The organism is Sphaerisporangium rubeum, from assembly GCF_014207705.1.
Taxonomy (GTDB): Bacteria; Actinomycetota; Actinomycetes; order Streptosporangiales; family Streptosporangiaceae; genus Sphaerisporangium; species Sphaerisporangium rubeum.
On sequence record NZ_JACHIU010000001.1, the window covers coordinates 5,436,593 to 5,462,662 of the forward strand.

Annotated in this window: 15 protein-coding genes and 3 rRNA genes; 8 read left to right on the forward strand and 10 right to left on the reverse strand. The window is 69.1% G+C overall.

Annotation, left to right across the window (positions count from 1 at the left end; genetic code table 11):
• Nucleotides 1-162 precede the first annotated feature (162 nt).
• Both ispG and dxr read right to left on the reverse strand, forming a co-directional pair.
• Nucleotides 163-1,326: a flavodoxin-dependent (E)-4-hydroxy-3-methylbut-2-enyl-diphosphate synthase gene (gene ispG / locus BJ992_RS23155; protein ID WP_184984391.1), complete on the reverse strand. Its 1,164-nt coding sequence runs from the start codon at nt 1,324-1,326 to the stop codon at nt 163-165.
• A 144-nt stretch (nt 1,327-1,470) separates the two neighbouring features.
• A complete protein-coding gene (gene dxr / locus BJ992_RS23160) occupies nt 1,471-2,682 on the reverse strand; it encodes a 1-deoxy-D-xylulose-5-phosphate reductoisomerase (protein ID WP_221474946.1) in 1,212 nt (403 codons plus the stop codon).
• A 331-nt stretch (nt 2,683-3,013) separates the two neighbouring features.
• Between dxr and BJ992_RS23165 the strand changes: the two genes are divergently transcribed.
• Both BJ992_RS23165 and BJ992_RS23170 read left to right on the forward strand, forming a co-directional pair.
• Complete coding sequence (locus BJ992_RS23165) at nt 3,014-4,126, forward strand: trypsin-like serine peptidase (protein WP_221474947.1); 1,113 nt, start codon at nt 3,014-3,016, stop codon at nt 4,124-4,126.
• A 60-nt stretch (nt 4,127-4,186) separates the two neighbouring features.
• Nucleotides 4,187-5,167 (forward strand): trypsin-like serine peptidase, encoded by a 981-nt coding sequence (locus BJ992_RS23170; protein WP_246496753.1) that lies wholly within the window; start codon nt 4,187-4,189, stop codon nt 5,165-5,167.
• 85 nt (nt 5,168-5,252) lie between these two features.
• Here the strand turns inward: BJ992_RS23170 and BJ992_RS23175 are convergent, their stop codons facing one another.
• Nucleotides 5,253-6,680 (reverse strand): aldehyde dehydrogenase family protein, encoded by a 1,428-nt coding sequence (locus tag BJ992_RS23175; RefSeq protein WP_184984396.1) that lies wholly within the window; start codon nt 6,678-6,680, stop codon nt 5,253-5,255.
• 226 nt (nt 6,681-6,906) lie between these two features.
• Between BJ992_RS23175 and BJ992_RS23180 the strand changes: the two genes are divergently transcribed.
• On the forward strand, nt 6,907-7,554 hold the full coding sequence (locus BJ992_RS23180) for a TetR/AcrR family transcriptional regulator (RefSeq protein ID WP_184984398.1): 648 nt from the start codon (nt 6,907-6,909) through the stop codon (nt 7,552-7,554).
• Here the strand turns inward: BJ992_RS23180 and BJ992_RS23185 are convergent.
• Nucleotides 7,524-9,005 carry a PucR family transcriptional regulator gene (locus BJ992_RS23185; protein ID WP_184984400.1) on the reverse strand — a complete coding sequence of 494 codons (1,482 nt, stop codon included), beginning with the start codon at nt 9,003-9,005 and terminating at the stop codon, nt 7,524-7,526. The genes BJ992_RS23180 and BJ992_RS23185 overlap by 31 nt on opposite strands.
• A 105-nt stretch (nt 9,006-9,110) precedes the next feature.
• Here BJ992_RS23185 and gabT point away from each other — a divergent pair, with 105 nt between their 5' ends.
• Both gabT and BJ992_RS23195 read left to right on the forward strand, forming a co-directional pair.
• Nucleotides 9,111-10,472, forward strand: a complete 1,362-nt coding sequence (gene gabT, locus BJ992_RS23190; RefSeq protein ID WP_184984402.1) for a 4-aminobutyrate--2-oxoglutarate transaminase — start codon at nt 9,111-9,113, stop codon at nt 10,470-10,472.
• Between the two features lie 167 nt (nt 10,473-10,639).
• Nucleotides 10,640-10,885: a hypothetical protein gene (locus tag BJ992_RS23195; RefSeq protein WP_184984404.1), complete on the forward strand. Its 246-nt coding sequence runs from the start codon at nt 10,640-10,642 to the stop codon at nt 10,883-10,885.
• Between the two features lie 4 nt (nt 10,886-10,889).
• Here the strand turns inward: BJ992_RS23195 and BJ992_RS23200 are convergent, their stop codons facing one another.
• The 3 genes from BJ992_RS23200 to BJ992_RS23210 all read right to left on the reverse strand — a co-directional run bounded on the left by BJ992_RS23200 (nt 10,890) and on the right by BJ992_RS23210 (nt 15,034).
• Nucleotides 10,890-12,164 carry an extracellular solute-binding protein gene (locus BJ992_RS23200; protein ID WP_184984405.1) on the reverse strand — a complete coding sequence of 425 codons (1,275 nt, stop codon included), beginning with the start codon at nt 12,162-12,164 and terminating at the stop codon, nt 10,890-10,892.
• Between the two features lie 69 nt (nt 12,165-12,233).
• On the reverse strand, nt 12,234-13,739 hold the full coding sequence (locus tag BJ992_RS23205; RefSeq protein WP_184984407.1) for a CoA-acylating methylmalonate-semialdehyde dehydrogenase: 1,506 nt from the start codon (nt 13,737-13,739) through the stop codon (nt 12,234-12,236).
• Nucleotides 13,736-15,034, reverse strand: a complete 1,299-nt coding sequence (locus BJ992_RS23210) for an aspartate aminotransferase family protein (protein WP_184984410.1) — start codon at nt 15,032-15,034, stop codon at nt 13,736-13,738. Before BJ992_RS23210 ends, BJ992_RS23205 begins: the two co-directional genes overlap by 4 nt.
• A 249-nt stretch (nt 15,035-15,283) precedes the next feature.
• Between BJ992_RS23210 and BJ992_RS23215 the strand changes: the two genes are divergently transcribed.
• The 3 genes from BJ992_RS23215 (at nt 15,284) to BJ992_RS23225 (ending at nt 19,668) form a co-directional block, all read left to right on the forward strand.
• A complete protein-coding gene (locus BJ992_RS23215; RefSeq protein ID WP_184984412.1) occupies nt 15,284-16,894 on the forward strand; it encodes a PucR family transcriptional regulator ligand-binding domain-containing protein in 1,611 nt (536 codons plus the stop codon).
• A 9-nt stretch (nt 16,895-16,903) separates the two neighbouring features.
• Complete coding sequence (locus BJ992_RS23220) at nt 16,904-18,022, forward strand: DmpA family aminopeptidase (protein ID WP_184984413.1); 1,119 nt, start codon at nt 16,904-16,906, stop codon at nt 18,020-18,022.
• Nucleotides 18,023-18,192: 170 nt separating this feature from the next.
• Nucleotides 18,193-19,668, forward strand: coding sequence for a phosphodiester glycosidase family protein (locus BJ992_RS23225; protein WP_184984415.1), 1,476 nt, complete (start codon nt 18,193-18,195; stop codon nt 19,666-19,668).
• Nucleotides 19,669-20,627: 959 nt separating this feature from the next.
• On the opposite strand, the gene rrf is transcribed toward BJ992_RS23225, so the two are convergent.
• The 3 genes from rrf to BJ992_RS23240 form a co-directional block, all read right to left on the reverse strand.
• Nucleotides 20,628-20,744, reverse strand: a 5S ribosomal RNA gene (gene rrf, locus BJ992_RS23230).
• Between the two features lie 126 nt (nt 20,745-20,870).
• Nucleotides 20,871-23,991 (reverse strand): 23S ribosomal RNA (locus tag BJ992_RS23235).
• A 535-nt stretch (nt 23,992-24,526) separates the two neighbouring features.
• A 16S ribosomal RNA gene (locus BJ992_RS23240) occupies nt 24,527-26,050 on the reverse strand.
• The 16S, 23S and 5S rRNA genes sit together here, the layout of an rRNA operon.
• Nucleotides 26,051-26,070: the final 20 nt, after the last annotated feature.

Below are 26,070 nucleotides of genomic sequence, written 5' to 3' on the forward strand. Positions count from 1 at the left end.
TGCCGGGGACCCATCCCCGTACGCGGCGTGTTCTCCGCTCCGATCGGCCACCTCCGGCCGGCGGACGGCACGCGCACGAGTGGACCGTCTGCGGCCATGGCCGGCGACGACCTGAGGGCCCGGACCGGCCACCGCCGGTGATCGGAAAGCCGGCTCAGCGGGTCAACTGACGACGACCTGGGGGCCGGGGCCGTCCTCGGTGTCCAGGTCGGTACCCATCTCGTCGGCGAGGCGCATGGCCTCCTCGATGAGGGTCTCCACGATCTGGGACTCGGGGACGGTCTTGACGACCTTTCCCTTGACGAAGATCTGGCCCTTGCCGTTACCGGACGCGACGCCGAGGTCGGCCTCGCGGGCCTCGCCGGGACCGTTGACGACACAGCCCATGACGGCGACGCGCAGCGGCACCGGCAGGCCGTCCAGGCCCGCTTGGACGCGCTGGGCCAAGGTGTACACGTCGACCTGCGCGCGGCCGCACGAGGGGCAGGACACGATCTCCAGGCCGCGCTTGCGGAGGTTGAGGGACTCAAGGATCGCGATGCCGACCTTGACCTCCTCGACCGGCGGGGCCGACAGCGACACCCTGATGGTGTCGCCGATGCCCTCGGCGAGCAGCGCGCCGAACGCCACGGCTGACTTGACCGTGCCCTGGAACGCGGGCCCGGCCTCGGTGACCCCGAGGTGCAGGGGGTAGTCGCAGCGCGCGGCCAGCAGGCGGTAGGCCTGGACCATGACCACGGGGTCGTGGTGCTTGACGGAGATCTTGAGGTCGGTGAAGCCGTGCTCCTCGAACAGCGAGCACTCCCACAACGCCGACTCCACCAGCGCCTCGGGGGTGGCCTTGCCGTACTTGGCCATGAGCCGCTCGTCCAGCGACCCGGCGTTGACGCCGATGCGGATCGGCACACCGGCCTGGCCGGCCTCGCGCGCGATCTCGGCGACCTTGTCGTCGAACCGCTTGATGTTGCCGGGGTTGACCCGGACCGCCGCGCACCCGGCCTCGATGGCCTGGAAGACGTACCGCGGCTGGAAGTGGATGTCGGCGATCACCGGGATCTGCGACTTGCGCGCGATGATCGGCAGCGCCTCGGCGTCGTCGTTGGACGGCACGGCGACCCGCACGATCTGGCAGCCGGAGGCGGTCAGCTCCGCGATCTGCTGCAACGTGGCGTTGACGTCGGCGGTCACCGTGGTGGTCATCGACTGCACCGACACCGGCGCGTCACCGCCGACGGGCACCGAGCCCACCATGATCTGCCGGGTGACCCGCCGCTCGGCGATCGGCTTGGTCCGGATCGACGGAATCCCCAGATCAACAGATGTCATATTTTCCAGCACCTTGGTGTTCGGCGACACGCTGAGACGTCCCCAGTCTAGGTACCCCACCGGACCGGACGACGCCGGAACCCCGCCGACCCGGCCGATTCAGGCCACCGCGCGCTCCCGGCGGCACGGCCCGCGCACGCTCGCTCACGGCACCACCAGTTCACCGGCACGGGCCCGTGCCCAGGCGTCCGCCGCGAGCACCTCGGCGACCGAGTCGGCGGGGGTGACCGTGTGCTCCCCCACGACCGCCGCCACGGTGTCCACGATGCCGGTGAACGGCAGCCGGCCGGCGAGGAACGCCGCGACGCACACCTCGTTGGCCGCGTTGTACACGGCAGGCGCGGTGCCTCCCTGGGTGCCGACGTGCCGCGCGAGCGCGACGGAGGGGAACGCCTCCTCGTCCAGCGGCTCGAACGTCCAGGTGTGCGCGACGGTCCAGTCGACCGGCCGCGCCGCTCCGGCGACGCGCTCGGGCCAGCCGAGGGTGAGCGAGATCGGCAGCCGCATGTCCGGCGGGCTCGCCTGCGCCACGGTGGAGCCGTCGACGAACTCGACCATGGAGTGGATCACCGACTGCGGGTGGACGACCACGGTGATGCGGTCGAAGGGGATGTCGAACAGCAGGCTGGCCTCGATGACCTCAAGGCCCTTGTTGACCAGCGTCGCGGAGTTCAGCGTGATCATCGTGCCCATGTCCCACGTGGGGTGGCGCAGCGCCTGCTCGGGGGTCACGTCGGCGAGCTCCTCACGCCTGCGGCCGCGGAACGGCCCCCCGCTCGCGGTGACGACGAGCCGCCGCACCGCCTCGGGGTCGTAGCCGGCCGGCCCGGAGGCCCACAGGCACTGAGCGAGCGCGGAGTGCTCGGAGTCGACCGGCAGCAGGCGTCCCGGCCCCGCGAGCCGCTTCACCAGCGGTCCGCCGATGATCAGCGACTCCTTGTTGGCCAGCGCGAGCACCCGTCCCGCTTCGAGCGCCGCGAGCGTGGAGGTGAGCCCGACCGCTCCGGTGATGCCGTTCAGCACGACGTCACAGGGCCACGCGGCGACCTCTGCGACCCCCTCGGCCCCGGCGAGCACCCGCACCGACCCCCCGACCGCGTCGCGCACGGCCGCCACGCATCCCTCGTCGGCGACGGCGACCACCTCGGGACGGAACCGCTCCACCTGCCGGGCCAGCAGCTCGGTCCGGCCGCCACCGGCGACGAGCCCGGCGACGCGGAACCGCTCGGGCTCGCGCGCGATGACGTCGAGCGCCTGCGTGCCGATGGAACCGGTGGAGCCGAGCACGACGACGGCTCTCGGACCGGAGGGGACGGCACCGGCGAGCGCGCCGGGTGCGGCGAGTGGCGTCTGCATGCCACCCATTATCCCGTCAGGCCCGCCGTGCCGTCCCGTCCAGGAGCGGCACCCCACCGATTCCCTTAGCCCCGTCCGCGTGCGGCCCCGCCGGTACGCGTCCGCGTCACCACAGCGACGGGTGAGAAACCAGCAGATAAATGCCCGAATCCCGTCATATCCGTCTCGGCGAATCACGAGAAATGCGGCGATAGACCCAACTACGGTCCCCCGACAGGACATGGCCCCGACCCCACCCCCGGGACCGGCACGGGACGACGTGCCGTGCGCGCCGACGCGCGCACGCGCGAACACGTCCCCGCCGAGCAAACCCCACAGCACGGAGGACCGAATGCACCCGAAGACTCGACGCCTGCTCCCCGTCGCCGCCGTCGTACCGATCGCGGCCGCAGGCGTCCTGCTGACCGCCCCCGCCTCCGGTGACAGCGCGGCCAGGCCGGCCCTTCCCCGCCCCATCGTCCACGACGCCGCGGACACCAAGGTGGAGCAGCGGGACGTCAAGCACTACTGGACCGCCGCCAAGATGGCCGCCGCCAAGCCGCTGATCCTCACCAGGAACCGCAACGGCCGCACCACCGCCGCGCCGAGCACCGGCGGCAAGGCCGTCATGATCAAGCCGGTGGCCCCGGCCGCCGTACGCCGCGCCGCGGCCGCCGCCGACGAGCCGACCCCGGCCCCCTCCCCCAGCGAGTCACCCACCGCGACCCCCACACCGTCCCCCAGTCCGTCCCCGTCGGCCCCCCTGCTCGCCTCACGCTCCTCAGGCGGCGCCCCCTGGACCGGCGGCGGCGCCATCGTGCGCACCGAGGGACGGGTGTTCTTCACCTACCAGGGCCGTACGGCGTCGTGCTCGGGCACCGCGGTGAGCAGCGCCAACAAGAGCGTCGTCGTCACCGCCGGCCACTGCGTCAAGCTCGGCGGCGCCTTCCACACCAACTGGGTCTTCGTCCCCGGCTACAACGCCGGCAGCCGCCCCCACGGCACGTGGGTGGCCACCAGCCTGCTCACCACGCCGCAGTGGAACTCCAGTGAGGACATGAACTACGACATGGCCGCGGCCGTCGTCGCACCCCTCGACGGCAAGCGCCTGGTGGACGTGGTCGGCGGCCAGGGTGTGGCGTTCAACCAGGGCCGCAGGAAGCAGATGTACGCCTTCGGCTACCCGGCGGCCAGCCCCTACGACGGCTCCCGGCTGACCTACTGCAGCGGCAGGGCCTTCGACGACTTCCTGTTGTCCAGCGACCACGGGCTCACGTGCGACATGACGGGTGGCTCCAGCGGCGGCGGGTGGTTCGTCAACTTCAACGAGAGCACCGGCACCGGCACGGTCAACTCGGTGAACAGCTTCAAGTACAACTTCGCGTCCTACTGGATGTTCGGCCCCTACTTCGGCAACGAGGCGCAGGCCGTCTACAACGCCGCGCAGAACGAGAACGTCACCTGACCCTGCGGATTTACCGAAAGCGTCGGCGTGGACACTCTCGGTAGTCCAGACTCGGGAGCCATGACCCCGATCCTTCCGCTGATCTCCACCGTGCCGCTCGTCGCCGGGCTGCTGGCGGCCGTCCCCGCGGATCAGGACCCGGCCCTCCACGGCGGCGGCACCGGCCGGGGGGCCGGCCAGGTGGCTCCCCGGCGTGTGGTGGCCGAGCACACCGCGGCCGCCACGACCGCCGACCTGCGCCGCGCTCTCGGTTACTGGACCCCCGAGCGCATGGCCCGCGCGCTCCCCGCCACTCTGCTCGACGTGCCACGCGCGGCGCTGCTGCCGCCGGCGCCGCCGCGGCGCCTGGCCAAGCCGGTGACCAAAGGGTCGCGCTGGGCCGCCGGCGGAGCGGTGTCGCGCACCACGGGGCGGGTCTTCCTCACGATGCGCGGCTCCGACTACGTCTGCTCGGCCGGAGCGGTGCGCAGCCGCAACATGGATGTCGTCGTCACCGCCGGCCACTGCGTCAAGGACGGCACGGGTGCGTGGGCACGCAACTGGACGTTCGTCCCCGGGTACGACGAGGGGCGGCGGCCGTACGGCGCCTTCACCGCGCGCCGCATGTTCGTCCCCGAGCCATGGTCGGCCAAGGCCGACGACAGTTACGACCTCGCCATGGTGGCCGTCGCGCCGTCGGAGGGGCGGCACCTCGCCGAGGTGGTCGGCGGCCAGGACATCGCGTTCAACCGGCCGCGCGGCACCCGCACGTTCGGGTTCGGCTTCCCCGCCGACGCGCCGTACGACGGCCGGCATCTGGTCTACTGCGCGGGCGACCCGCACGCGGACCCCCACCGGCAGACCCGTGACCAAGGCATCCGCTGCGACCTGACCGCCGGGTCGAGCGGCGGTCCCTGGCTCAGCTCCTTCGATCCCGCCACCGGCAGAGGCGTGGTGACATCGGTCAGCAGCTTCAAGTACAGCGACGACGCCACCACCATGTACGGCCCCTACTTCGGCGACCACGCGAGCAAACTGTTCGAGGCGGCCCAGAGTGCCTGAGCCACCCCCCACCGCACCTGTGCTCATCGGAACCGTGCGGCCACGCGGCCGCCGGGTCCTGCCGCAGGAGCCGGCACGCGGGTCCCTACAAGGCCAGCCCGGTGAGCACCATCACCTTCTCGTAGGTGTAGTCCTCCATGGCCGACCGCAGCCCCTCGCGTCCGACACCCGACTCCTTCAAGCCGCCGTACGGCATCTGGTCGGCCCGGTACGACGGCACGTCCCCGATGATCACCCCGCCGACCTCCAGCTCCTTGGCCGCACGGAAGGCCACCCCGATGTCCCGGGTGAACACCCCCGCCTGCAGGCCGTACCTCGAGTCGTTGGCCGTCGCGAGCGCCTCGTCCACCGAGGCCACCGGCTGGAGCACCATCACCGGCCCGAAGACCTCCTCGCACACCACCTTGGCGTCCGCCGGCACGTCGGCGAGCACGGCGGGAGCGAGCGTCGCGCCGTCCCTGCCGCCGCCGGTGAGCACCCGCGCGCCGCCGGCCACGGCCTCGGCGATCCACCGCTCCACCCGCTCGGCCGCCTCGACCGACACCAGCGGCCCCACCTGCGTCTTGTCGTCGGCCGGGTCACCGACCACCAGGCTCTCCACCGCCGCGACCAGCTTGGCGGTGAACTCCTCGCGCACCGGCTCCTCCACGATCACCCGCTGCACGGCGATGCAGCTCTGGCCCGCCTGGTAGTTCGAGAACAGCGCGATCCGGGTCGCGGCCCAGTCGAGGTCGGCGTCGGCGAGCACCACCGCCGCGGCGTTGCCGCCGAGTTCCAGGGTGACGTGCTTGCGCGGCACCTGGTCCTTCAGTGCGAAGCCGACCGGCCCGGACCCGGTGAAGGACACCACCGGCAGCCGCGGGTCGTCCACGAGCGCTCCGGCCCGGTCGTTCGGCACCGGCAGGATCGAGAACATCCCGGCGGGCAGGCCGGTCTCGGCGAGCAGTTCGCCGAGCAGCAGCGCCGACAGCGGCGTGGCAGGCGCGGGCTTGACCACCACGGGAGCGCCGACCGCGATGGCCGGGGCCACCTTGTGCGCCACCAGGTTGAGCGGGAAGTTGAACGGCGTGATGGCCAGCACGGGCCCGTACGGCTGCCGCGACACGTAGGCGAGCCGGCCGGCCGCGGCGGGCTCGGTGTCCAGCCGCTGCGCGACCCCGCTGAACCTGCGGGTCTCCTCGGCGGCGAACCGGAACGTCGACACCGCGCGGGCCACCTCGCCGCGGGCCCAGAAGATCGGCTTGCCGTTCTCCGCGCTGATCAGCCTCGCGATCTCCTCGGCGCGCTCGGCCAGCCGCCGCGAGACCTGGGCCAGCGCCTCGGCTCGCACGTGGATCGGCAGGCCGGCGGCCTCCTTGCGCACGGCGTGCGCGGCGGCCACCGCCTCCTCCACCTGTCCGGCGGCCGGCACCGACGCGACGCCGACGACCCGGCCGTCGTGCGGGTTGGTCACCGTGAGTTCGGCGTCACCGGTCGCAGGCGACCCGGCGAGCCAGAAGGGGCTTACGTCCATGCTTCCGACCGTATGCCAGGACGCTTGAGGCGGTGCCACTCCAGTGCGGACAAGCTCCGCAGGCGACCGCTACAACGCGCATAAGGCATCCTCTTTCCCTTTTTTGTAACAGACATGCCGCGAATTGTGGATGATTCATTGCTGAGCGGTTTGAAGCTCTTGTCGCTTGGTTAAGTCACCATGCGGGTCCGCGCGGGACCCTCGTGGAGAAGGGGTCAGGTCTCTCATGGGTACGCCGGCGCCGCCGCTCGGTCTTCAAGGTGCGTACTCGGCGGCGGGCCAGACCTCGCAGGACGAGTTGCGTGGCCGTCTCATCGCGGTGGCGGGCCAGCTTCTGCTCACGCACGGCGCCGACAGCCTGACCGTCCGCAGGATCGCCGCCGAGGCCGGATGCTCGACCACGATGGTGTACACGATGTTCGGCAACAAGGAAGGCCTGGCCGAGGCGATCTACCTGGAGGGCTTCGAGCGGTTCCGCCGCAGGCTGGCCGCCGTGCCACGCCATCCGGATCCGCTGACCTACCTCGCCTCGCTCGGCCCGGCGTACCGCGAGGCGTGCCTGGCCGAGCCGGGTTTCTACAGCGTGATGTTCGAGAAGGCCATCCCCGGCTTCGAGCCGAGCGAGCGCGCGCGCACGCTGGCGCGCGCGGCGGTCAACATCTTGGATCGCGCCATCGCCGACTGCATCACCGCCGGGTACATGGTGCCGACGCAGCCTCGCAAGATCGCCGACTGCCTGTGGGCGGCGGCGCAGGGGGCGGTGAGCCTGGAGCGGGCCGGTCATCTGCGTGACGACCAGGTCTACCAGTCGGTCACCCTGGCCGCCATCAGCCGTTATCTCGTCTACAAGGACGCGCTGCCGGTCTCGCTGTGACGTCCGGTGTGCGAGCGGGCCGACAGCGCCACCCACAGTTCGGCGCGCACCGCGGGATCGTCCAGGTCGCGGCCGAGCAGTTCGCCGACGCGGCGCATGCGGTACCTCAGGGTGTGGCGGTGCACCCCGAGTCGTTGCGCGGCGGCGTCCCAGTGTCCGTTGCAGGCGAGGTAGGCGCGCAGCGACTCCACCAGGTCGGCCCGTGAGCCGTAGTCCCGCAAGGGTGCGAGCAGCGAGGCGGCGAAACCGGACAGCAGCCCGGGGTCGAGCAGCGACAGCAGCCCTTGGCCGGCGAGGTCGGCGAACCGGGTCACGGGGTCCGCCGAGCCGAGGGCCAGCCTGGCCTGGTCCAGTCCGGTGGCCAGTTCCCCGGTCGGCACCGGCGCGCTCACCCCCGCACGGCCGTGGGTCCCGGCGATCGCGGCGGCCCGCTCGGCCTCGCTCGCCGGGACGAGCGCCGCCACCAGGTCGCCGAACGGAGCGGTGAAACCGGGCAGCGCGTCGTACAGGGCCTCGGCGTCCGCCGGGTCGCACGCCAGCACCACGACCGGGCCGGACGGCGGTGCGTCGCCGAGTGCCGCGACGGCCCGTTCCGCCGCCTCGTGTCTTCCCGCGAGCAGCAGTTCCAGCACGGCGGCACGCACCTGGCGGGCCGCGGCGAGCTGGTCACGGCCCCGTACCAGGGACAAGGCGAGCAGCGATCCGGCGGTGTTCACGATGGTGTGCGCCACCGGCGTGAACGGCCGGTCCGCGCCGGCGGCGAAGAACCCGCGCAGGCGCTCGCGTTCCCCGAGCGGCCGTACGACGACGTGCCGCGCGGGCCCGGACAGCGCGAGGCTCGATGGCGCTCGGGGGGAACGCAGCCTGGCGACCTCGGCCTGGACCAGTCCGGTCCCCGCGTCGGCCCCGTCGCCGGCGAGGTGCCGCGGCTCGCCGTCCGGGCCGAGCAATACGGCCCAGCCGTGGATCTCCCTGGCGAGGCTGTCGATCACCGCGGCCACGCCGCCGGGCCGCAGCGCCGCGCGGGTGAGGCGTTCCTGCGCGGCGAACGCGCTGCTCAGCTCCTCGTACCGCTCCGCGGCCAGCAGGTCACTGACGGCCTTGCCGATCGCGATGAACGGCGTCTGCCTCGGCACCTCGACCAGCGGCAGCCCGGCACGCGCCGCCGCGGCGACGAACTCCTCCGGCACGTCGTCGTGGCCGAGTCCCACCCCGAAGCCGAGCCCCGCGGCGCCGCGCTCGACCAGCCGGGTGACGTACGGCCCGGCGTCCGGCGGCGTGAGCCGCATGCCGGTGGTGAGGACCAGCTCGCCGCCTTCCAGGAAGGGGGTGGGGTCCTCCAGCTCGCTCACCGCGACCCAGCGCACCGGCCGGTCCAGGTCCGCCGCTCCGGCGAGGACCCGCAGCCGCAGCGAGGTGATCGCCACCACGCGCCGCAGGGTCGGCGCCATCGCGAACCTCCCCGGCGTCGTTGTACATCCTGGACAAACGGGATGTCCATATTGTGCCATGTCGCCGGGTCGGCATCGGGGACCGGCCGCCGTACCGTCGAAAGCATGAGCATCGAGCAGCCCATCACCCAGGGCGGGCCCTCCCTGCCGCAGGAACGGCGTCTGGTCACGGCCATCCCGGGACCGCGTTCGCAGGAGATGTTCGCGCGTAAGCGCGCGGCCGTCCCGCCGGGTATCGGCACCACGCTGCCGGTCTTCGTCACGCACGCCGGCGGCGGGGTCGTGGTGGACGCCGACGGCAACTCGCTGATCGACTTCGGCTCCGGCATCGCCGTGACCACCGTCGGCAACGCCGCGCCGCGCGTGGTGGAGCGGGTACGCCGGCAGGTCGGCGACTTCACCCATACGTGCTTCATGGTCACGCCGTACGAGTCGTACGTCGAGGTGTGCGAGCGGCTGAACGCGCTCACGCCTGGCGACCACGAGAAGCGGTCGTTCCTGGTGAACTCCGGCGCCGAGGCGGTGGAGAACGCCGTGAAGGTGGCGAGGCTCGCGACGGGCCGCCAGGCCGTCGTGGTGTTCGACCACGGCTACCACGGTCGCACGCTGCTCACCATGACGCTGACGGCCAAGAACATGCCGTACAAGCAGGGCTTCGGGCCGTACGCGCCTGAGGTGTACCGCATGCCGATGGCGTACCCGTTCCGCTGGCCCACCGGCCCCGGCACCTGCGCGGACGAGGCGCTCGCGCAGGTGACCGAAGCGATCGACAAGCAGATCGGCGCGCACAACGTCGCCGCCATCGTGATCGAGCCGATCCAGGGTGAGGGCGGCTTCATCGAGCCGGCCAGGGGTTTCCTCCCGGGTCTGCTGGAGTACTCGCGGGCCAACGGCATCGTGTTCGTCGCCGACGAGGTGCAGACCGGCTTCGCGCGCACCGGCCACATGTTCGCCTGCGAGGACGAAGGTGTGGTACCCGACATGATCTGCACGGCCAAGGGCATCGCCGGCGGCCTGCCGCTCGCGGCGGTCACCGGCAGGGCCGAGTTGCTGGACGCGGTGCACGCCGGCGGGCTCGGCGGCACGTACGGCGGCAACCCGCTGGCGTGCGAGGCGGCGCTCGCGGTGCTGGAGACCATCGAGGCGGACGGCCTGGTGGAGCGGGCCAGGCGGATCGGCGACCTGATGCTGCCGCGGCTGCGCGCGCTGGCGGCGCGGCACGGCGTGGTCGGCGACGTGCGGGGCCGAGGCGCGATGACGGCCATCGAGCTGGTCGTCCCCGGCACCACCGAGCCCGATCCCGTGGTGACCGGCGAGGTGGCGCGGCGCTGCCACGCCGAGGGGCTGGTGGTGCTGACCGCCGGGACGTACGGCAACGTGTTGCGCTTCCTGCCGCCGCTGTCCATCTCGGACGAACTCCTGGACGAGGGGCTTTCTATCCTGGAGAAGGCACTTTCGTCCGTTTAGTCGTTCCACGGAGGGGCACCCGGCTTGCTGCTGGGTGCCCCTTTTGTCGTCCGCTGCCGGACACCATGCCGGCGATTTAACCGCTCCTTGGCATTCATCTGGCCGATCACGGCCGGTAGTCCGGTTATAACGGTTCGCGTACGAGGCGTCCACACCACTGGAGCGTGATGAGCTGCGACCCGGCCGCGGCCCGCCGAACCCCGACCTTCGACCCCGCCGACCTCACCGTCCCGCAGCGCGACGGCGACGCCTGCGTGGTCTGCCACAAGAAGTGGCCGCGTCCTCGGGTGAGGGCCGGCCGCCTGCCTGACGGCTCCCCCGTGATGGCCTGCGAGGACTGCGCCAAGGCTCTCCCGGCCACCGCCTCCTCTCCCCGCCGCGACCCCCGTTCCCGGCGCGCCACGGCCCCCTGACGGGTCAGCCCGCCACGAGATCGCGCCAGCGGGTCACCCATTCGGTGTAGTCGGTGCAGCCGCCGTCCTCGCCACAGGCACGGGAGGGACGGACGGCGAACCGGACCTTCTTCAGCCAGCCCGTGTCGGTCATGCGGTAGGCGTAGCAGACACGGGCCGCGCGGCCGGTGCACGCCTTCTCGTTCGCGGGGGCGAGGCCCGTCCACTCGGCGGCCTGCCGCTGCGCGTCCTTGCCGCCGATCCAGTCGAGCCAGCGGTAGGCGCAGTTGGGGCTGGCGGGCCGTGCGGCCAGCATCCAGTTGTCGACCCAGCCGGTGGTCTCGCCGTCCTGCACGGCGCGCACCTTGCGTCCGGCGCGGCGCAGCAGGTCCTGCTGATAAGGGACGGTACGCGCCAGGCGTGCCGCGCCACCGGCGAGCCCCTGGAGCGGCTCGATGAGCTCCTCCCAGTAGGTGTGCTCCGCGCGCCGCTCGGCGAGCAGCGCCACGGCGGCGTCGAGCTGGTCCGGGGTGAGCGCGAACGGGTCGCCGACGCCGAGCGAGGGACGGGTCAGGCGCAGCGCGAGCGCGGCGTCCGCGATGGACAACGGGCCGTCCGGCAGCGTGACCGCGCCGGGCTCCTTGTAGAGGGACGCGGCGTCCAGTCCGCGCACGTCACCGGTGGTGAGGGTCGCGTACCACCCCCACAGGTACGGCACCCCGTACACCTCGTGCTCCGCGCCGTCCCCCGGTGCGGCCGGCCGCAGCTCACGGAGCCACTCGGGGATGTCGTCGTAGTGGGTGAGCAGGGACGTGTTGATCGGTGCGGCCCTGCGCTCGGCGACGAGCCGGCCGGCGACATCGGGTGGCGCGGCGATCGCGTCGTACGGCACGCGGCGGGCCATGGCGTCCATCTCCGCGGGTGCCGGCGGATAGCGCAGGTTGACCTTGCACCCGCTCTCGCTCTCGAACCCCTTCACCCAGTTGACCGCCGGGTCGTACCCGCCGTACTCGGCGTACCCGCGCGGCGCGAGCACCGTGAGCGACCCCTCACCCGGCCCGAGCGCCTTCGGCGACGGCGACGGCGAGAGCGAGGCGCTGACGGACGGCGTCGCCGTACCGGGCCCGGACGGCCCAGGCGTCCCGGACGGCGCGGACGGCGCGGACGGCGCGGCACCGGCCTCCTGCGCGGAGTGCGCGCGGACCGCGACACCGGTGGAACCCGCCGGAGCCGCGCAGCCCGCCACGCAGGCCGCCACCGCCGCGACCAGGGCCGTCGCGGCGGAACGCCACCGCCTCACCTGTGCGCCACCCCCTAGCTCCTCACGCTGCTCGCAGCCTATCGGCCACGGCGGGGCAGGGGGCCGTACCTAGCCGTTGGTGGGGAATCCGAGGTTCACCCCGCCGTGGCCCGGGTCCGGCCAGCGGGACGTCACGACCTTGCCGCGCGTGTAGAAGTGCACCCCCTCGGTGCCGTGCACGTGGGTGTCGCCGAACAGCGACGACTTCCACCCGCCGAAGCTGTAGTAGGCCATCGGCACGGGGATCGGCACGTTGACGCCGATCATGCCGACCTCGACCTCGTTCTGGAAGCGCCGGGCCGCGCCGCCGTCGTTGGTGAACACCGCCGTGCCGTTGCCGTACTCGGTCTCGTTGATGATCCGCAGGCCCTCCTCGTACGAGCCGACCCGCACCACCGACAGCACCGGCCCGAAGATCTCCTCGCGGTGCGCGGTGGAGCCCGGCCGCACGTGGTCGATCACCGTGGGGCCGAGCCAGAATCCCGGAGTGCCGGACGCCGTGCCGCCGCCGCGGACCGGTGTCTCACGACCGTCCACCACGAGCTTGGCCCCCTCGGCGAGCGCGACGTCGATGTAGGACGCCACCTTGTCGCGGTGCGGCCCGGTGACCAGCGGCCCCATGTCCGACTCGGGGTCGTCGCCGGGACCGACGGTCAGCCCCTCGACCCGTTCCACGATCCTGTCCACCAGCGTGTCGCCGACCGGGTCCACGGCGAGCACGACGGAGATCGCCATGCAACGTTCCCCCGCCGAGCCGAACCCGGCGTTCACCGCGGCGTCGGCCACGAGGTCCAGGTCGGCGTCCGGCAGCACGAGCATGTGGTTCTTCGCGCCGCCGAGCGCCTGCACCCGCTTACCGGCGGCCGTGCCGGTCGTGTACACGTACCGCGCGATCGGGGTGGAACCGACGAACGACACCGCGCGCACGTCCGGGTGCGCCAGCAGCCCGTCCACCGCCGCCTTGTCCCCCTGCACGACGTTGAACACGCCGTCCGGCAGGCCCGCCTCCTGCCACAATCTCGCCATCAGCAGCGACGCCGAGGGGTCGCGCTCGGACGGTTTCAGCACGAACGTGTTGCCGCAGGCGATGGCGAGGGGGAACATCCACATCGGCACCATCACCGGGAAGTTGAACGGCGTGATCCCCGCCACCACACCGAGCGGCTGGCGGATGGAGAAGGAGTCCACACCGGTGGAGACGTTCTCGGAGAAACCCCCCTTGAGCAGGTGCGGGATGCCGCAGGCGAACTCCACCACCTCAAGACCGCGCGCGACCTCGCCGAGCGCGTCCGAGCGCACCTTGCCGTGCTCGGCGCTGATCAGCCCGGCGAGCTCGTCGCGGTGCCGGTCCACCAGCTCGCGGAACGCGAACAGCACCTTGGAGCGCCGGGACAGCGAGGCGTCACGCCAGGCGGGGAACGCCGCACGCGCGGCGGTCACCGCGGCGTCCACCTCGGCGGCGTCCGCCAGGCCGACATGTCCGGTGACCTCCCCGGTGGCCGGATCGAAGATCTCGGTCCGCCGGCCCTCGCCGTGGACCTCCGCTCCACCGATCCAGTGGCCGGCCTTCTTCATCCCGTCGCCTCCTCGTTGACGGTCTCCAGCGCGGCGACGAGGAGGCCGAGCCCTTCGCGCGCCTCGTCGTCGGTGAGCGTGAGCGGCGGCGCCACACGCAGCGCGTGGCCGTACAGGCCGCCCTTGCCGACGAGCAGGCCGAGCTTCCGGGTCTCCTCCAGCACCCGGCCGGCCAGCGGCGGGGACGGCTCGCCGGTCGCGGGGTCCACCAGGTCCACCGCGACCATCAGGCCCTTGCCGCGCACACCCCCGACGACGGGCAGGCGCGGTGCGGCCTCGCGCAGCCCTTCGATGAGGATGGCCCCGGTGACGGCGGCGCGGGAGCGCAGGTCATGGTCGAGCACGTAGTCGAGGGTGGCGTTCGCCGCGGCCATGGCGACGGGGTTGCCGCCGAAGGTGGAAAGACCGATGGCCTTCGGGCCGTCCATCAGGTCGCCACGCGCGACGACGCCGCCGACGGCGAAGCCGTTGCCGAGGCCCTTGGCGAAGGTCAGCATGTCCGGAGTCACACCGTGGGCCTGGATACCGAAGAACGCCTCGCCGGTGCGGCCCCAGCCGGTCTGCACCTCATCCGAGATGAACAGGATGCCTGACTCGTCCAGCACCTCCTTGTACGCCGCGAACAGCCCGTCCGGCGCCATGGTGAAGCCGCCGACCCCCTGGACCGGCTCGGCGATCAGCGCGGCCACGTCAGGCGCGGCGGCGGTGGCGAGCACATGGCGCAGGTCGGCGACGCACGCCTCGATGTAGGCCTCGTCGGACATGCCGCGGAACTGCGGCAGGTGCCGGTCGGCGCCGTGCAGGAAGTGCACGTTCAGCGGCGACAGTGAGCTGTTCGTCCAGCCGCGGTTGCCGGTCACCGCGATCGCGCCGAAGCTGCGGCCGTGGTAGCTCTGCCGCATGGCGAACACCTGGTCCGACCGCCTGGCGAACGTCGCGAGCAGCAGCGCGGTCTCGTTGGCCTCGGTGCCGGAGTTGGTGAAGAACACCTTGGCGTCCGGTATGCCGGACAGTCCGGCGATCTTCTCGGCCAGCTCGACCTGGCCGCGCAGCAGGTACAGCGTGCTGGTGTGCACGACGCCGGTGGCGATCTGGCGCTCGACCGCCTGACGCACCTCGGGGACGTCGTAGCCGATCATGTTCGTGAGGATGCCGGCGAAGAAGTCGAGGTAGCTGCGGCCCTCGGCGTCGATGACGCGATTGCCCTTACCTCGGACGATCTCGATAGGCTGCTCGTAGTAGAGAGGCGACCAGTTCGGCAGTACCGCGCGGTGGCGCGCGAGAAGGTCGGACATGCCTCTGATTATGGCTGCTCACGACGGCCGCTCCTAAGGGCACAGTGTCGGGTAATCCCGCGAAAGCGTTACATCCTGCCATCGGTGGAGGTACGACCTCCTGCTGTCCTCACGTGCGCATGTCCGGACGTAAGACACGCCGACGGTTCGCGTGTCCGGCCGATCTTCCGGCACGTCGGCGCGGTCGTTCGACGATGTGTCAAGGACTGGCCAGCCGACTTTACATTCTGATCGGATAGGCTCATTTTCGTGCTACCGACCCTGGCCGACGTCTTGGCTTTGGACGCCGTTCACCGGGGCGGCCCGCGGGTGGTCGCGGGCGCCGACCGGCTGAACACCCGTGTGCGATGGGTTCACGTCGGGGAGGTCAGTGACATCGCTCACCTGCTGCGCGGCGGCGAGCTCATCCTCACCACCGGCGTCGCCCTCCCCGAGGACCACGGCAAGCTCGCCGACTACGTCGCCGACCTCGCGGGGGTCGGCGTTTCCGGCCTGATCGTCGAGCTCGGCCGCCGGTTCGTCGGCGAACTGCCGCGTGAGGTGGTCGACGCCGCCGAGACCCACGGCCTGCCGGTGGTCACCCTGGCACGCGAGACGCCGTTCGTGCAGATCACCGAGTCGGTGCACGCACGCATCATCGACATCCAGCTCCAGGAGCTGCGTGCCTCCGAGCATCTGCACGAGGTGTTCACCGAGCTGTCGGTCGAGGGGGCCCCGCCGGCCGAGGTGCTGCGCCAGGTGTCGCGGCTGTCGTCGCGTCCCGTGCTGCTGGAGAACCTCGCTCACCAGGTGCTTGCCTGTGAGAGCTCGGGCCGGGACACCGGCACGCTGCTCGCCGGCTGGGAGGCGAGGTCGCGTGCCGTCGCACCGCGCGAGCGCACCGCGTACGATGCGTCCTCCGGCTGGCTGGTCACCATGGTCGGCGCGCGCGGCCACGACTGGGGACGGCTCATCGTCGTCTGCGACGCGCCACCCGGCCCCCGTGACGTCGTGCTCGCCGAACGCGCCGCCACCACACTCGCGCTCGGCCGCCTGCTGGAACGCCACCAGGAGAGCCTGGAACGCCAGGCCCACGGCACCATACTCACCGGCATCCTCACCCACGCCTACGCCGACCCCGACGAGGCCGCCGCACGGGCCCGCGCCGTCGGCGTGCCGCTCACCGGCCGCAAGCTCATCAGCGTCGTGCTGCGCCTCACCGACCACGACGACACCGCGCTGAACCTCCAGGCCCGCCTCGGCGAGCTGGCCGAGGCCACCGCCGCCGCCTGCCGCGACGCACGGCTGCTGGCGCTGGTCGGCGCACTCGACCAGAACCGTGTCGGCGTGCTGCTTCCGCTGCCGCCACGCATGCTCGCCGAAGGCGCGCTCACCGCGCTCGCCGAACGGCTGCGCACCGCGTTCACCACGCCGTTCGTGCTGGCCGCCGGGTCGGTCGTGGAGTCGGTGCGCGACGTGCGGCGCAGCTTCCTCGAAGCCGAGCAGGTGGCGGAGGCCGCAGCGCGCCAGCCCGACCGGCGTCCCTTCTACCGGCTGCCCGACCTGCGGCTGCGTGGGCTTCTCCACCTGCTGCGTGACGACGCGCGGCTGCAGACGTTCGCCGAGCGCGAGCTCGGGCCGCTGCTCGCGCACGACGCGCACCGCGGCGGCGACCTCACCGGCATACTCAAGACCTACCTGGAGTCCGGCCGCAACAAGGCGGTGGCCGCGCAGCGGGCCCACCTGTCGCGGCCCGCGTTCTACGACCGGCTGCGGCGCCTTGAGCGCATACTCGACACCGACCTCGACGACGTCGAGGCGTGCCTGTCGCTGCACGTCGCGCTGCTGGCGCTGGAGTCGTTCCGGCGCGAGATCCGCTGAGGAGACCCGTTGACCAGCGGCACGACCGCGCCACGACGCGCGCGCGACCTCGGCATCGTCATCGGCGACGGCACACCGGGGCCGTACAACGCCATCACCGACGTCGCCGGGGTGCGGGTGGGCCACACCACGCTGATCGACGGCGAAGGCCCGCGTGTGGTCGGCACCGGGCCCGTCCGCACCGGCGTCACCGTCGTGCTGCCGCACGCGGGGTCGGCGTTCGACGAGCCGGTGTACGCGTCGTACCACTGGCTGAACGGCAACGGCGAGATCACCGGCCTCGCCTACCTCGCGGAGTTCGGCATCCTCGGGTCACCGATCGGCCTCACCAACACCGCGTCGGTCGGCACGGTGCGCGACGCGCTGGTGGAGATCGAGGTGGCGTCGCTGGCCCGGGGACGGCAGGCGTGGTCCCTGACGGTCGTCGGCGAGACCTGGGACGGCACGCTCAACGACATCGACGGCCAGCACGTACGGCCCGCGCACGTCAAGGCCGCCTACGCCGCCGCGTCCGGCGGCCCGGTCGCCGAGGGTGGGGTCGGCGGCGGCACCGGCATGATCTGCCACGGCTTCAAAGGCGGCATCGGCACCGCGTCCAGGGTCCTCGGCGAACAGTACGGCGGCTACACCGTCGGCGTGCTCGTCCAGGCCAACCACGGCCGCCGCGGCCGGCTGGCCGTCAACGGCGTGCCGGTGGGGCCGTCGTTCACCGACGTACCGCTGCCGGTCTCCCCCGCACCCGAAGGTGCCGGGTCCATCATCGGGATCGTCGCCACCGACGCGCCGCTGCTGCCCCACCAGTGCCGCCGCCTGGCGCAGCGCGCCGGGCTCGGCGTGGCGCGTACCGGCGGGGCCGGTGAGAACTCCAGCGGCGACGGCTTCCTGTGCTTCTCCACCGCCAACAGGAACCTCCCCGCCAACACCATGGACGCCGTCCCGCCGCTCACCTATCAGGTCACCGTGCTGGCCGACGAGCACATCGACCCGCTGTTCTACGCGGTGATCGAGGCGACCGAGGAGGCCATCGTCAACGCGCTGGTGGCCGGCGAGAGCATGACGGGGGCGGACGGCGTCACGGCGCACGGCCTGGACGGGGAACGGCTGGCCACGCTCCTCAGGAATTCCTGATTTACCTGGGCATTTACCGTTAAAGGCATTCTCTGTCGGGCGACAAGGGATGAAGCATGCCCTATATGCCGGGTTACATTCTCATAGACGTTGGCGTGTTCACCGGCGGCGGACCCGTCACTCCACGCACGATGGTGCACCGAGGACCGAACCACCCACGGGAGCCCCTGATGCCACGTCGCCTACTCGCAGGTCTCGCCGTTGTCTGCCTCACCTCGGCCACCGTGCCGGCGCTGACGGCCACCGCGACGGCCGAGTCGGCCCGGTGGACGGTCCCGCAGAAGGCGTTCCCGCTCGGCGAGGCCGGCCAGGTCAAGCAGAAACACAAGTCCGTGGCCGCCGGCATCGACATGTTCACCCTGCGGCACGGCAAGAAGAGCGACGGGTACACGGTGTCGTTGCTCATGAAGGGCAAGGACTCCGGGTCACGGGCCAACGCCGAAGCCGTGGCGCAGAGCGCGCGAGACGCCGGATTCCCCGTGGTCGTATCCGAATTCGTCCGTCCCGGGGTCGCCGACCATCCGGAAGGCACCGGATACATGGCGCGCATCGGGTCGTGGTCGCTGAGCAAGCGCGACGAGGCCGCCAAAATGGTGAAAAGCCTTAAGGACGCCGGCATTGCCTCGAAAGTCGACTTCCTCGGGGACGACGGCACGCCGACCACCGGCCCCTGGGACGTCCGGGTCCTGACCGTCGACCCCAAGGCCTTCCGCGGCTCCTACCACGCGAGCATCGGCAAGACCGTCGCCGCTCGCGAGACCACCTCGTCCATGGCGAAACGCGCCGGAGCCATCGCCGCCGTCAACGGCGGATTCTTCAACATCCACACCGCGAAGAACCTGCGCGGCGAACCCGTCGGCGTCTCCGTGGTCGACGGCAAACTGCTCAGCGAGGCCGTCGCCGGACGCAGCGCGCTCATCCTGAAGGGCCGCACCGCTCGCATCACCGAGGTACGCACCGACATCTCCGTCGTCTCCGCCGACGGCGAGAAGACCGCCGTCACCGGCGTCAACCGTGCCGCGCTCCCCGACGAGCTCCTGCTCTACACCGAGGAGTACGGCGTCAAGACCCCCAAGGACGACGGCGCGGAAGCCGTACTCGACGCACGCGGCGCCGTGCTGGAACTCCGGCCCTCCGGCGGCAAGGTCGCACCCGGCACCCGGGTGCTCCACGGCACCGGCATCATGGCCGACTGGATCTGGTCCCACGCCTGGGAGCAGTGGACCGTCAAGATCAACACCAAGGTCGTCGACCTGCGCACCGGCAAGGCCATCCCCCTCACCAAGGACACCAGCGTCATCGGCGGCGGCGTCGGCCTGGTACGCAACGGCCGCGAACACGTCACCGCCAAAGCCGACGGCCACGCCAACGTCAACATGATCCTCCGCCGCCACCCCAGAACCCTCGCCGGCGTCACCCGAAACGGCACCCTCATCCTCGCCACCGTCGACGGCCGCCGCCCCGGCACCACCGTAGGCGCCTCCATGATCGAAGCCGCCCAGCTCATGCTCTGGCTAGGCGCCCGCCAGGCCATCAACCTCGACGGCGGCGGCTCCAGCACCATGATCGTAAAAAACAAACCAGCCAACCACCCCTCCGACGGCACAGAACGCGGCGTAGGCGACGCCCTCCTCATCACCCCCTGACGGCCCCCTGTCACCGCGCCGACACCACCGCGGCGCGGTGACAACATCCAAGGCCCCTCTGACTCATGGCCCGCGCACCAAGACGCAACGCGCACACAGTAAAACCCAGCATCACCAACCCGACCCCACCCCACGACGGCCAACCCCCCAACGCCAACAAACTCTCCACAAACCGATAGCACCAACCAACCAACCGACCAACACCCCGACCACCTCTGACCCACCCATCCCCCAGCCACCCCTCACCCACCCATCAGGACAACCGCCACCCCGCTCACCCCATCAGCATGACTGCCGACCGGCTCACCCCATCACAGGACGGCCGGCCCGCTCACCTCGTCACGAGGACTGCCGACCGGCTCACCCCATCACGATGACTGCTGGCCTGCTCACCCGATCGGTATGACTGCCGACCGGCTCATCCCATCACAGGACGGCCGGCCCGCTCACCTCGTCACGAGGCCTGCCGACCCGCTCACCTCGTCACGAGGCCTGCCGACCCGCTCACCTCGTCACGAGGCCTGCCGACCCGCTCACCTCGTCACGAGGTCTGCCGACCCGCTCACCTCGTCACGAGGTCTGCCGACCGGCTCACTACATCAGCATGATCGCCGGCCCACTCACCCATCACGATGATCGCCGTTGTTCGGCGCCGCGACGGCGGGACGCAGGTCGGCGAACCCGGCGCCGCTCTACGGCGGCCAAACCGGCCCACAGCGGCCAACCCGGTAACCGGTCCCGGTCCCGGTCCCGGTCCCACACGCCAACACCACACCAACGCCGGCCCCCCTACCCCCCCCCCCCCCCCCCCCCCCCCCCCACCAGCATCGCCAGCAGGACAACCCCACGGCCCGCGCGGGAACCCCGGCACAAAGCGGATCCCCCCGGAAACGCGAAAAGCCGCCCAGGCAGTGCCTGAGCGGCTTTATCGTGACAGCAGCAGTGTGCTGTGAATGTTTGTCCGGCGGTGTCCTACTCTCCCACACCGTCCCCGGTGCAGTACCATCGGCGCTGGACAGCTTAACTTCCGGGTTCGGAATGTAACCGGGTGTTTCCCATCCGCTATGACCGCCGTAACCCCATGAAACAACCACCACCCCTGCGGGGAGGTTTGCTGTCTCTGAGTCACACAGTGGACGCGAGCATCACCCAACCAAACACACACACAGCAACTGCAGCATGCAAGGTCGGATAAAAGTTTTGTGGTCAAGTCCTCGGCCTATTAGTACCGGTCGGCTGGGCGCCTTACAGCGTGTACACCTCCGGCCTATCAACCCAGTCATCTCCTGGGAGCCTTACCCCCACAACGGGGTGGGAGACCTCATCTCAAGGCGAGCTTCCCGCTTAGATGCTTTCAGCGGTTATCCCTGCCGAACGTAGCCAACCAGCCATGCACCTGGCGGTACAACTGGCACACCAGAGGTTCGTCCGTCCCGGTCCTCTCGTACTAGGGACAGCTCCTTTCAAGTCTCCTGCGCGCGCAGCGGATAGGGACCGAACTGTCTCGCGACGTTCTAAACCCAGCTCGCGTACCGCTTTAATGGGCGAACAGCCCAACCCTTGGGACCTACTCCAGCCCCAGGATGCGACGAGCCGACATCGAGGTGCCAAACCATCCCGTCGATATGGACTCTTGGGGAAGATCAGCCTGTTATCCCCGGGGTACCTTTTAGCCGTTGAGCGACACCGCTTCCACACGCCGGCGCCGGATCACTAGTCCCAGCTTTCGCTCCTGCTCGACCCGTCGGTCTCACAGTCAAGCCCCCTTGTGCACTTACACTCACCACCTGATTGCCAACCAGGCTGAGGGAACCTTTGGGCGCCTCCGTTACTCTTTAGGAGGCAACCGCCCCAGTTAAACTACCCACCAGACACTGTCCCCCACCCGGATCCACGGGCGCGGGTTCAGGCATCCAAAACGACCAGAGTGGTATTTCACCAATGACTCCACCACCACTAGCGTGACAGCTTCACCGTCTCCCACCTATCCTACACAAGCCGTCCCAAACACCAATGTCAAGCTGTAGTGAAGGTCCCGGGGTCTTTCCGTCCTGCTGCGCGTAACGAGCATCTTTACTCGTACTGCAATTTCGCCGGGTCTGCGGTTGAGACAGCGGGGAAGTCGTTACGCCATTCGTGCAGGTCGGAACTTACCCGACAAGGAATTTCGCTACCTTAGGATGGTTATAGTTACCACCGCCGTTTACCGGCGCTTAAGTTCTCACCTTCACCCAGACGAATCTGAGTTGAGCGGTCCCCTTAACGTTCCGGCACCGGGCAGGCGTCAGTCCGTATACATCGTCTTACGACTTCGCACGGACCTGTGTTTTTAGTAAACAGTCGCTTCCCCCTGGCCACTGCGACCCCCACCAGCTCAGACAGCAAGTATCATCACCAGCAGAGGCCCCCCTTCTCCCGAAGTTACGGGGGCAATTTGCCGAGTTCCTTAACCACAGTTCACCCGATCGCCTCGGTATTCTCTACCTGACCACCTGAGTCGGTTTAGGGTACGGGCCGCCGGTCCACTCGCTAGAGGCTTTTCTCGACAGCATGGGATCACCCACTTCGCCACAATCGGCTCGGCATCACATCTCAGGACTTCCTAACGGGAACACGGATTTACCTGCGCTCCATCCCTACATGCTTACCCCAGGAACAACCATCGCCTGGGCTGGGCTACCCTCCTGTGTCACCCCATCGCTTACCTACTACCAGATCAGGCCAACCCCCCTCACCACCCCAGCCGAAGCCGAAGATGGATCAGGCAAGTCTTAGTATCACCGGCCTCAGTATTGGCGCGAACCCGCGGGTACGGGAATATCAACCCGTCATCCATCGACTACGCCTGTCGGCCTCGCCTTAGGCCCCGACTTACCCTGGGCGGATCAGCCTGCCCCAGGAACCCTTGGTCATTCGGCGCGAGGGTTTCCCACCCTCGAATCGCTACTCATGCCTGCATTCTCACTCGCACGCACTCCACGCCCCATCACCAGAACGCTTCACAGCACGCACGACGCTCCCCTACCCATCACCATCCGAACCGGACGGAGATGCCGCGACTTCGGCGGTGTGCTTGAGCCCCGCTACATTGTCGGCGCGGAATCACTTGACCAGTGAGCTATTACGCACTCTTTCAAGGATGGCTGCTTCTAAGCCAACCTCCTGGTTGTCACTGCGACTCCACATCCTTTCCCACTTAGCACACCCTTAGGGGCCTTAGTCGGCGATCTGGGCTGTTTCCCTCTCGACTACGAAGCTTATCCCCCGCAGTCTCACTGCCACGCTACACTTCACCGGCATTCGGAGTTTGGCTGACGTCAGTAACCCGGTAAGGCCCATCAGCCAACCAGTGCTCTACCTCCGGCAAGGACCACGCAACGCTGCACCTAAATGCATTTCGGGGAGAACCAGCTATCACGGAGTTTGATTGGCCTTTCACCCCTACACACAGATCATCCCCCAGGTTTTCAACCCTGGTGGGTTCGGTCCTCCACACGGTCTTACCCGCGCTTCAACCTGCCCATGCGTAGATCACTCCGCTTCGGGTCCACAGCATGCGACTAAAAACGCCCTATTCAGACTCGCTTTCGCTACGGCTCCCCCACACGGGTTAACCTCGCCACACACCATGACTCGCAGGCTCATTCTTCAAAAGGCACGCGGTCACATCACAACCCACCCGAAGGCGGATTACGCTCCCACGGCTTGTAGGCACACGGTTTCAGGTACTATTTCACGACCCCTCACCGGGGCGCTTTTCACCTTTCCCTCACGGTACTGGTCCACTATCGGTCATCAGGAAGTATTCAGGCTTACCAGGTGGTCCTGGCAGATTCACACAGGATTCCTCGAGCCCCGTGCTACTTGGGAACACCCACAAGGAAGTCCATAAGGTTTCGCCTACCCGGCTATCACGGTCTACGGCCCTGCATCCCAGCAGGCTCGGCTACCCCACAGATTTATCACTCCCCGCAGCCCCGGCAGAAACTGCAAGCAAGGTCCCACAACCCCGGACACGCAACGCCCGCCGGCTATCACACGCGCCCGGTTTAGCCTCCTCCGCTTTCGCTCACCACTACTCACGGAATCACTATTGTTTTCTTCTCCTACGGGTACTGAGATGTTTCACTTCCCCGCGTTACCACCAACCGCCCTATACATTCAGACGGCGGCGACACCACATGACTGGTGCCAGGTTTCCCCATTCGGACATCCCCGGATCAACGTCTGGTTGGCGACTCCCCGAGGCTTAACGCAGCCTCCCACGTCCTTCATCGGCTCCTGATGCCAAGGCATCCACCGTGTGCCCTAAAAAACTTGGCCACAAAAGATGCTCGCGTCCACTATGCAATTCACAAACAACAAACGAGACAACCGCACCAACACCGTCACCAAACACCCATGTCTCTGAGAAGAAGATCAACCACAAGGGCCGAACCCTCAATCACGAAACTGAGCCGGTATGACAGGCGGACGGTCCCGCAGACGAGAAAACACTCCTGTCGAAGCACACCCCGCTTCCACACCCGCTCACACACCAACGTGCGTGACAGGGATCAGGTCGCGGGGCGCGTCCAACGGTCCGTTTCCTCAGGACCCAACAGTGTGCTCCAACCCCCAGACCGCCAGGACGACGTTCCCACTCCACCAACCCCAGGGGGGTGGTGGCGGTACCAGCCGCACCGGACAGGCCGATGATCGGAGTAGCCAGTGCTCCACTAATGAGCGTGCCGGTGGGTGAGACGTACGCTCACCGACACCAGCGGTGGACCTTCGGCGTCCCGGTGTGCGGTGGTGCGGGTCCGGGTGGACCAGCGACCTCCGCGCCGGGGTGTTGCCGTTGGCCGGTGCTCCTTAGAAAGGAGGTGATCCAGCCGCACCTTCCGGTACGGCTACCTTGTTACGACTTCGTCCCAATCGCCGGCCCCACCTTCGACCGCTCCCCCCCACAAGTGGGTTGGGCCACGGGCTTCGGGTGTTGCCGACTTTCGTGACGTGACGGGCGGTGTGTACAAGGCCCGGGAACGTATTCACCGCAGCGTTGCTGATCTGCGATTACTAGCGACTCCGACTTCATGGGGTCGAGTTGCAGACCCCAATCCGAACTGAGACCGGCTTTACGGGATTCGCTCCGCCTCACGGCATCGCAACCCTCTGTACCGGCCATTGTAGCATGTTTGCAGCCCAAGACATAAGGGGCATGATGACTTGACGTCATCCCCACCTTCCTCCGAGTTGACCCCGGCAGTCTCCCATGAGTCCCCACCACCCCTAGAGGCGTGCTGGCAACATGGAACAAGGGTTGCGCTCGTTGCGGGACTTAACCCAACATCTCACGACACGAGCTGACGACAGCCATGCACCACCTGTCCACCGGCCCAAAAGGGGGCACCCGTCTCCGGATGTTACCGATGAATGTCAAGCCTTGGTAAGGTTCTTCGCGTTGCGTCGAATTAAGCAACATGCTCCGCCGCTTGTGCGGGCCCCCGTCAATTCCTTTGAGTTTTAGCCTTGCGGCCGTACTCCCCAGGCGGGGCGCTTAATGCGTTAGCTACGGCACGGAACCCGTGGAAGGACCCCACACCTAGCGCCCAACGTTTACAGCGTGGACTACCAGGGTATCTAATCCTGTTCGCTCCCCACGCTTTCGCTCCTCAGCGTCAGGTAAGGCCCAGCAAGCCGCCTTCGCCACCGGTGTTCCTCCTGATATCTGCGCATTTCACCGCTACACCAGGAATTCCGCTTGCCCCTACCTACCTCTAGCCAGCCCGTATCCACCGCAGACCCACAGTTAAGCCATGGGCTTTCACGGCAGACGCGACAAGCCACCTACGAGCTCTTTACGCCCAATAATTCCGGACAACGCTCGCGCCCTACGTATTACCGCGGCTGCTGGCACGTAGTTAGCCGGCGCTTCTTCTACAGGTACACGTCAACTTCGTCCCTGCTGAAAGAGGTTTACAACCCGAAGGCCGTCATCCCCCACGCGGCGTCGCTGCGTCAGGCTTCCGCCCATTGCGCAAGATTCCCCACTGCTGCCTCCCGTAGGAGTCTGGGCCGTGTCTCAGTCCCAGTGTGGCCGGTCGCCCTCTCAGGCCGGCTACCCGTCGTCGCCTTGGTAGGCCACTACCCCACCAACAAGCTGATAGGCCGCGAGCCCATCCCCAACCGAAAAAACTTTCCACCCGCACACCATGCAGTGGCAGGTCATATCCGGTATTAGACCCGGTTTCCCAGGCTTATCCCGAAGTCAGGGGCAGGTTACTCACGTGTTACTCACCCGTTCGCCGCTCGAGTACCCCGAAGGGCCTTTCCGCTCGACTTGCATGTGTTAAGCACGCCGCCAGCGTTCGTCCTGAGCCAGGATCAAACTCTCCAAACAATGTCTGAAAAGAGAACCCC

What these genes read in the sequence shown, in the direction of transcription:
- ispG (WP_184984391.1), bottom strand. Translation starts at nt 1,326, where the DNA reads ATGACATCTGTTGATCTGGGGATTCCGTCGATCCGGACCAAGCCGATC.
- dxr (WP_221474946.1), bottom strand. Translation starts at nt 2,682, where the DNA reads ATGCAGACGCCACTCGCCGCACCCGGCGCGCTCGCCGGTGCCGTCCCC.
- BJ992_RS23165 (WP_221474947.1), top strand. Translation starts at nt 3,014, where the DNA reads ATGCACCCGAAGACTCGACGCCTGCTCCCCGTCGCCGCCGTCGTACCG.
- BJ992_RS23170 (WP_246496753.1), top strand. Translation starts at nt 4,187, where the DNA reads ATGACCCCGATCCTTCCGCTGATCTCCACCGTGCCGCTCGTCGCCGGG.
- BJ992_RS23175 (WP_184984396.1), bottom strand. Translation starts at nt 6,680, where the DNA reads ATGGACGTAAGCCCCTTCTGGCTCGCCGGGTCGCCTGCGACCGGTGAC.
- BJ992_RS23180 (WP_184984398.1), top strand. Translation starts at nt 6,907, where the DNA reads ATGGGTACGCCGGCGCCGCCGCTCGGTCTTCAAGGTGCGTACTCGGCG.
- BJ992_RS23185 (WP_184984400.1), bottom strand. Translation starts at nt 9,005, where the DNA reads ATGGCGCCGACCCTGCGGCGCGTGGTGGCGATCACCTCGCTGCGGCTG.
- gabT (WP_184984402.1), top strand. Translation starts at nt 9,111, where the DNA reads ATGAGCATCGAGCAGCCCATCACCCAGGGCGGGCCCTCCCTGCCGCAG.
- BJ992_RS23195 (WP_184984404.1), top strand. Translation starts at nt 10,640, where the DNA reads ATGAGCTGCGACCCGGCCGCGGCCCGCCGAACCCCGACCTTCGACCCC.
- BJ992_RS23205 (WP_184984407.1), bottom strand. Translation starts at nt 13,739, where the DNA reads ATGAAGAAGGCCGGCCACTGGATCGGTGGAGCGGAGGTCCACGGCGAG.
- BJ992_RS23210 (WP_184984410.1), bottom strand. Translation starts at nt 15,034, where the DNA reads ATGTCCGACCTTCTCGCGCGCCACCGCGCGGTACTGCCGAACTGGTCG.
- BJ992_RS23225 (WP_184984415.1), top strand. Translation starts at nt 18,193, where the DNA reads ATGCCACGTCGCCTACTCGCAGGTCTCGCCGTTGTCTGCCTCACCTCG.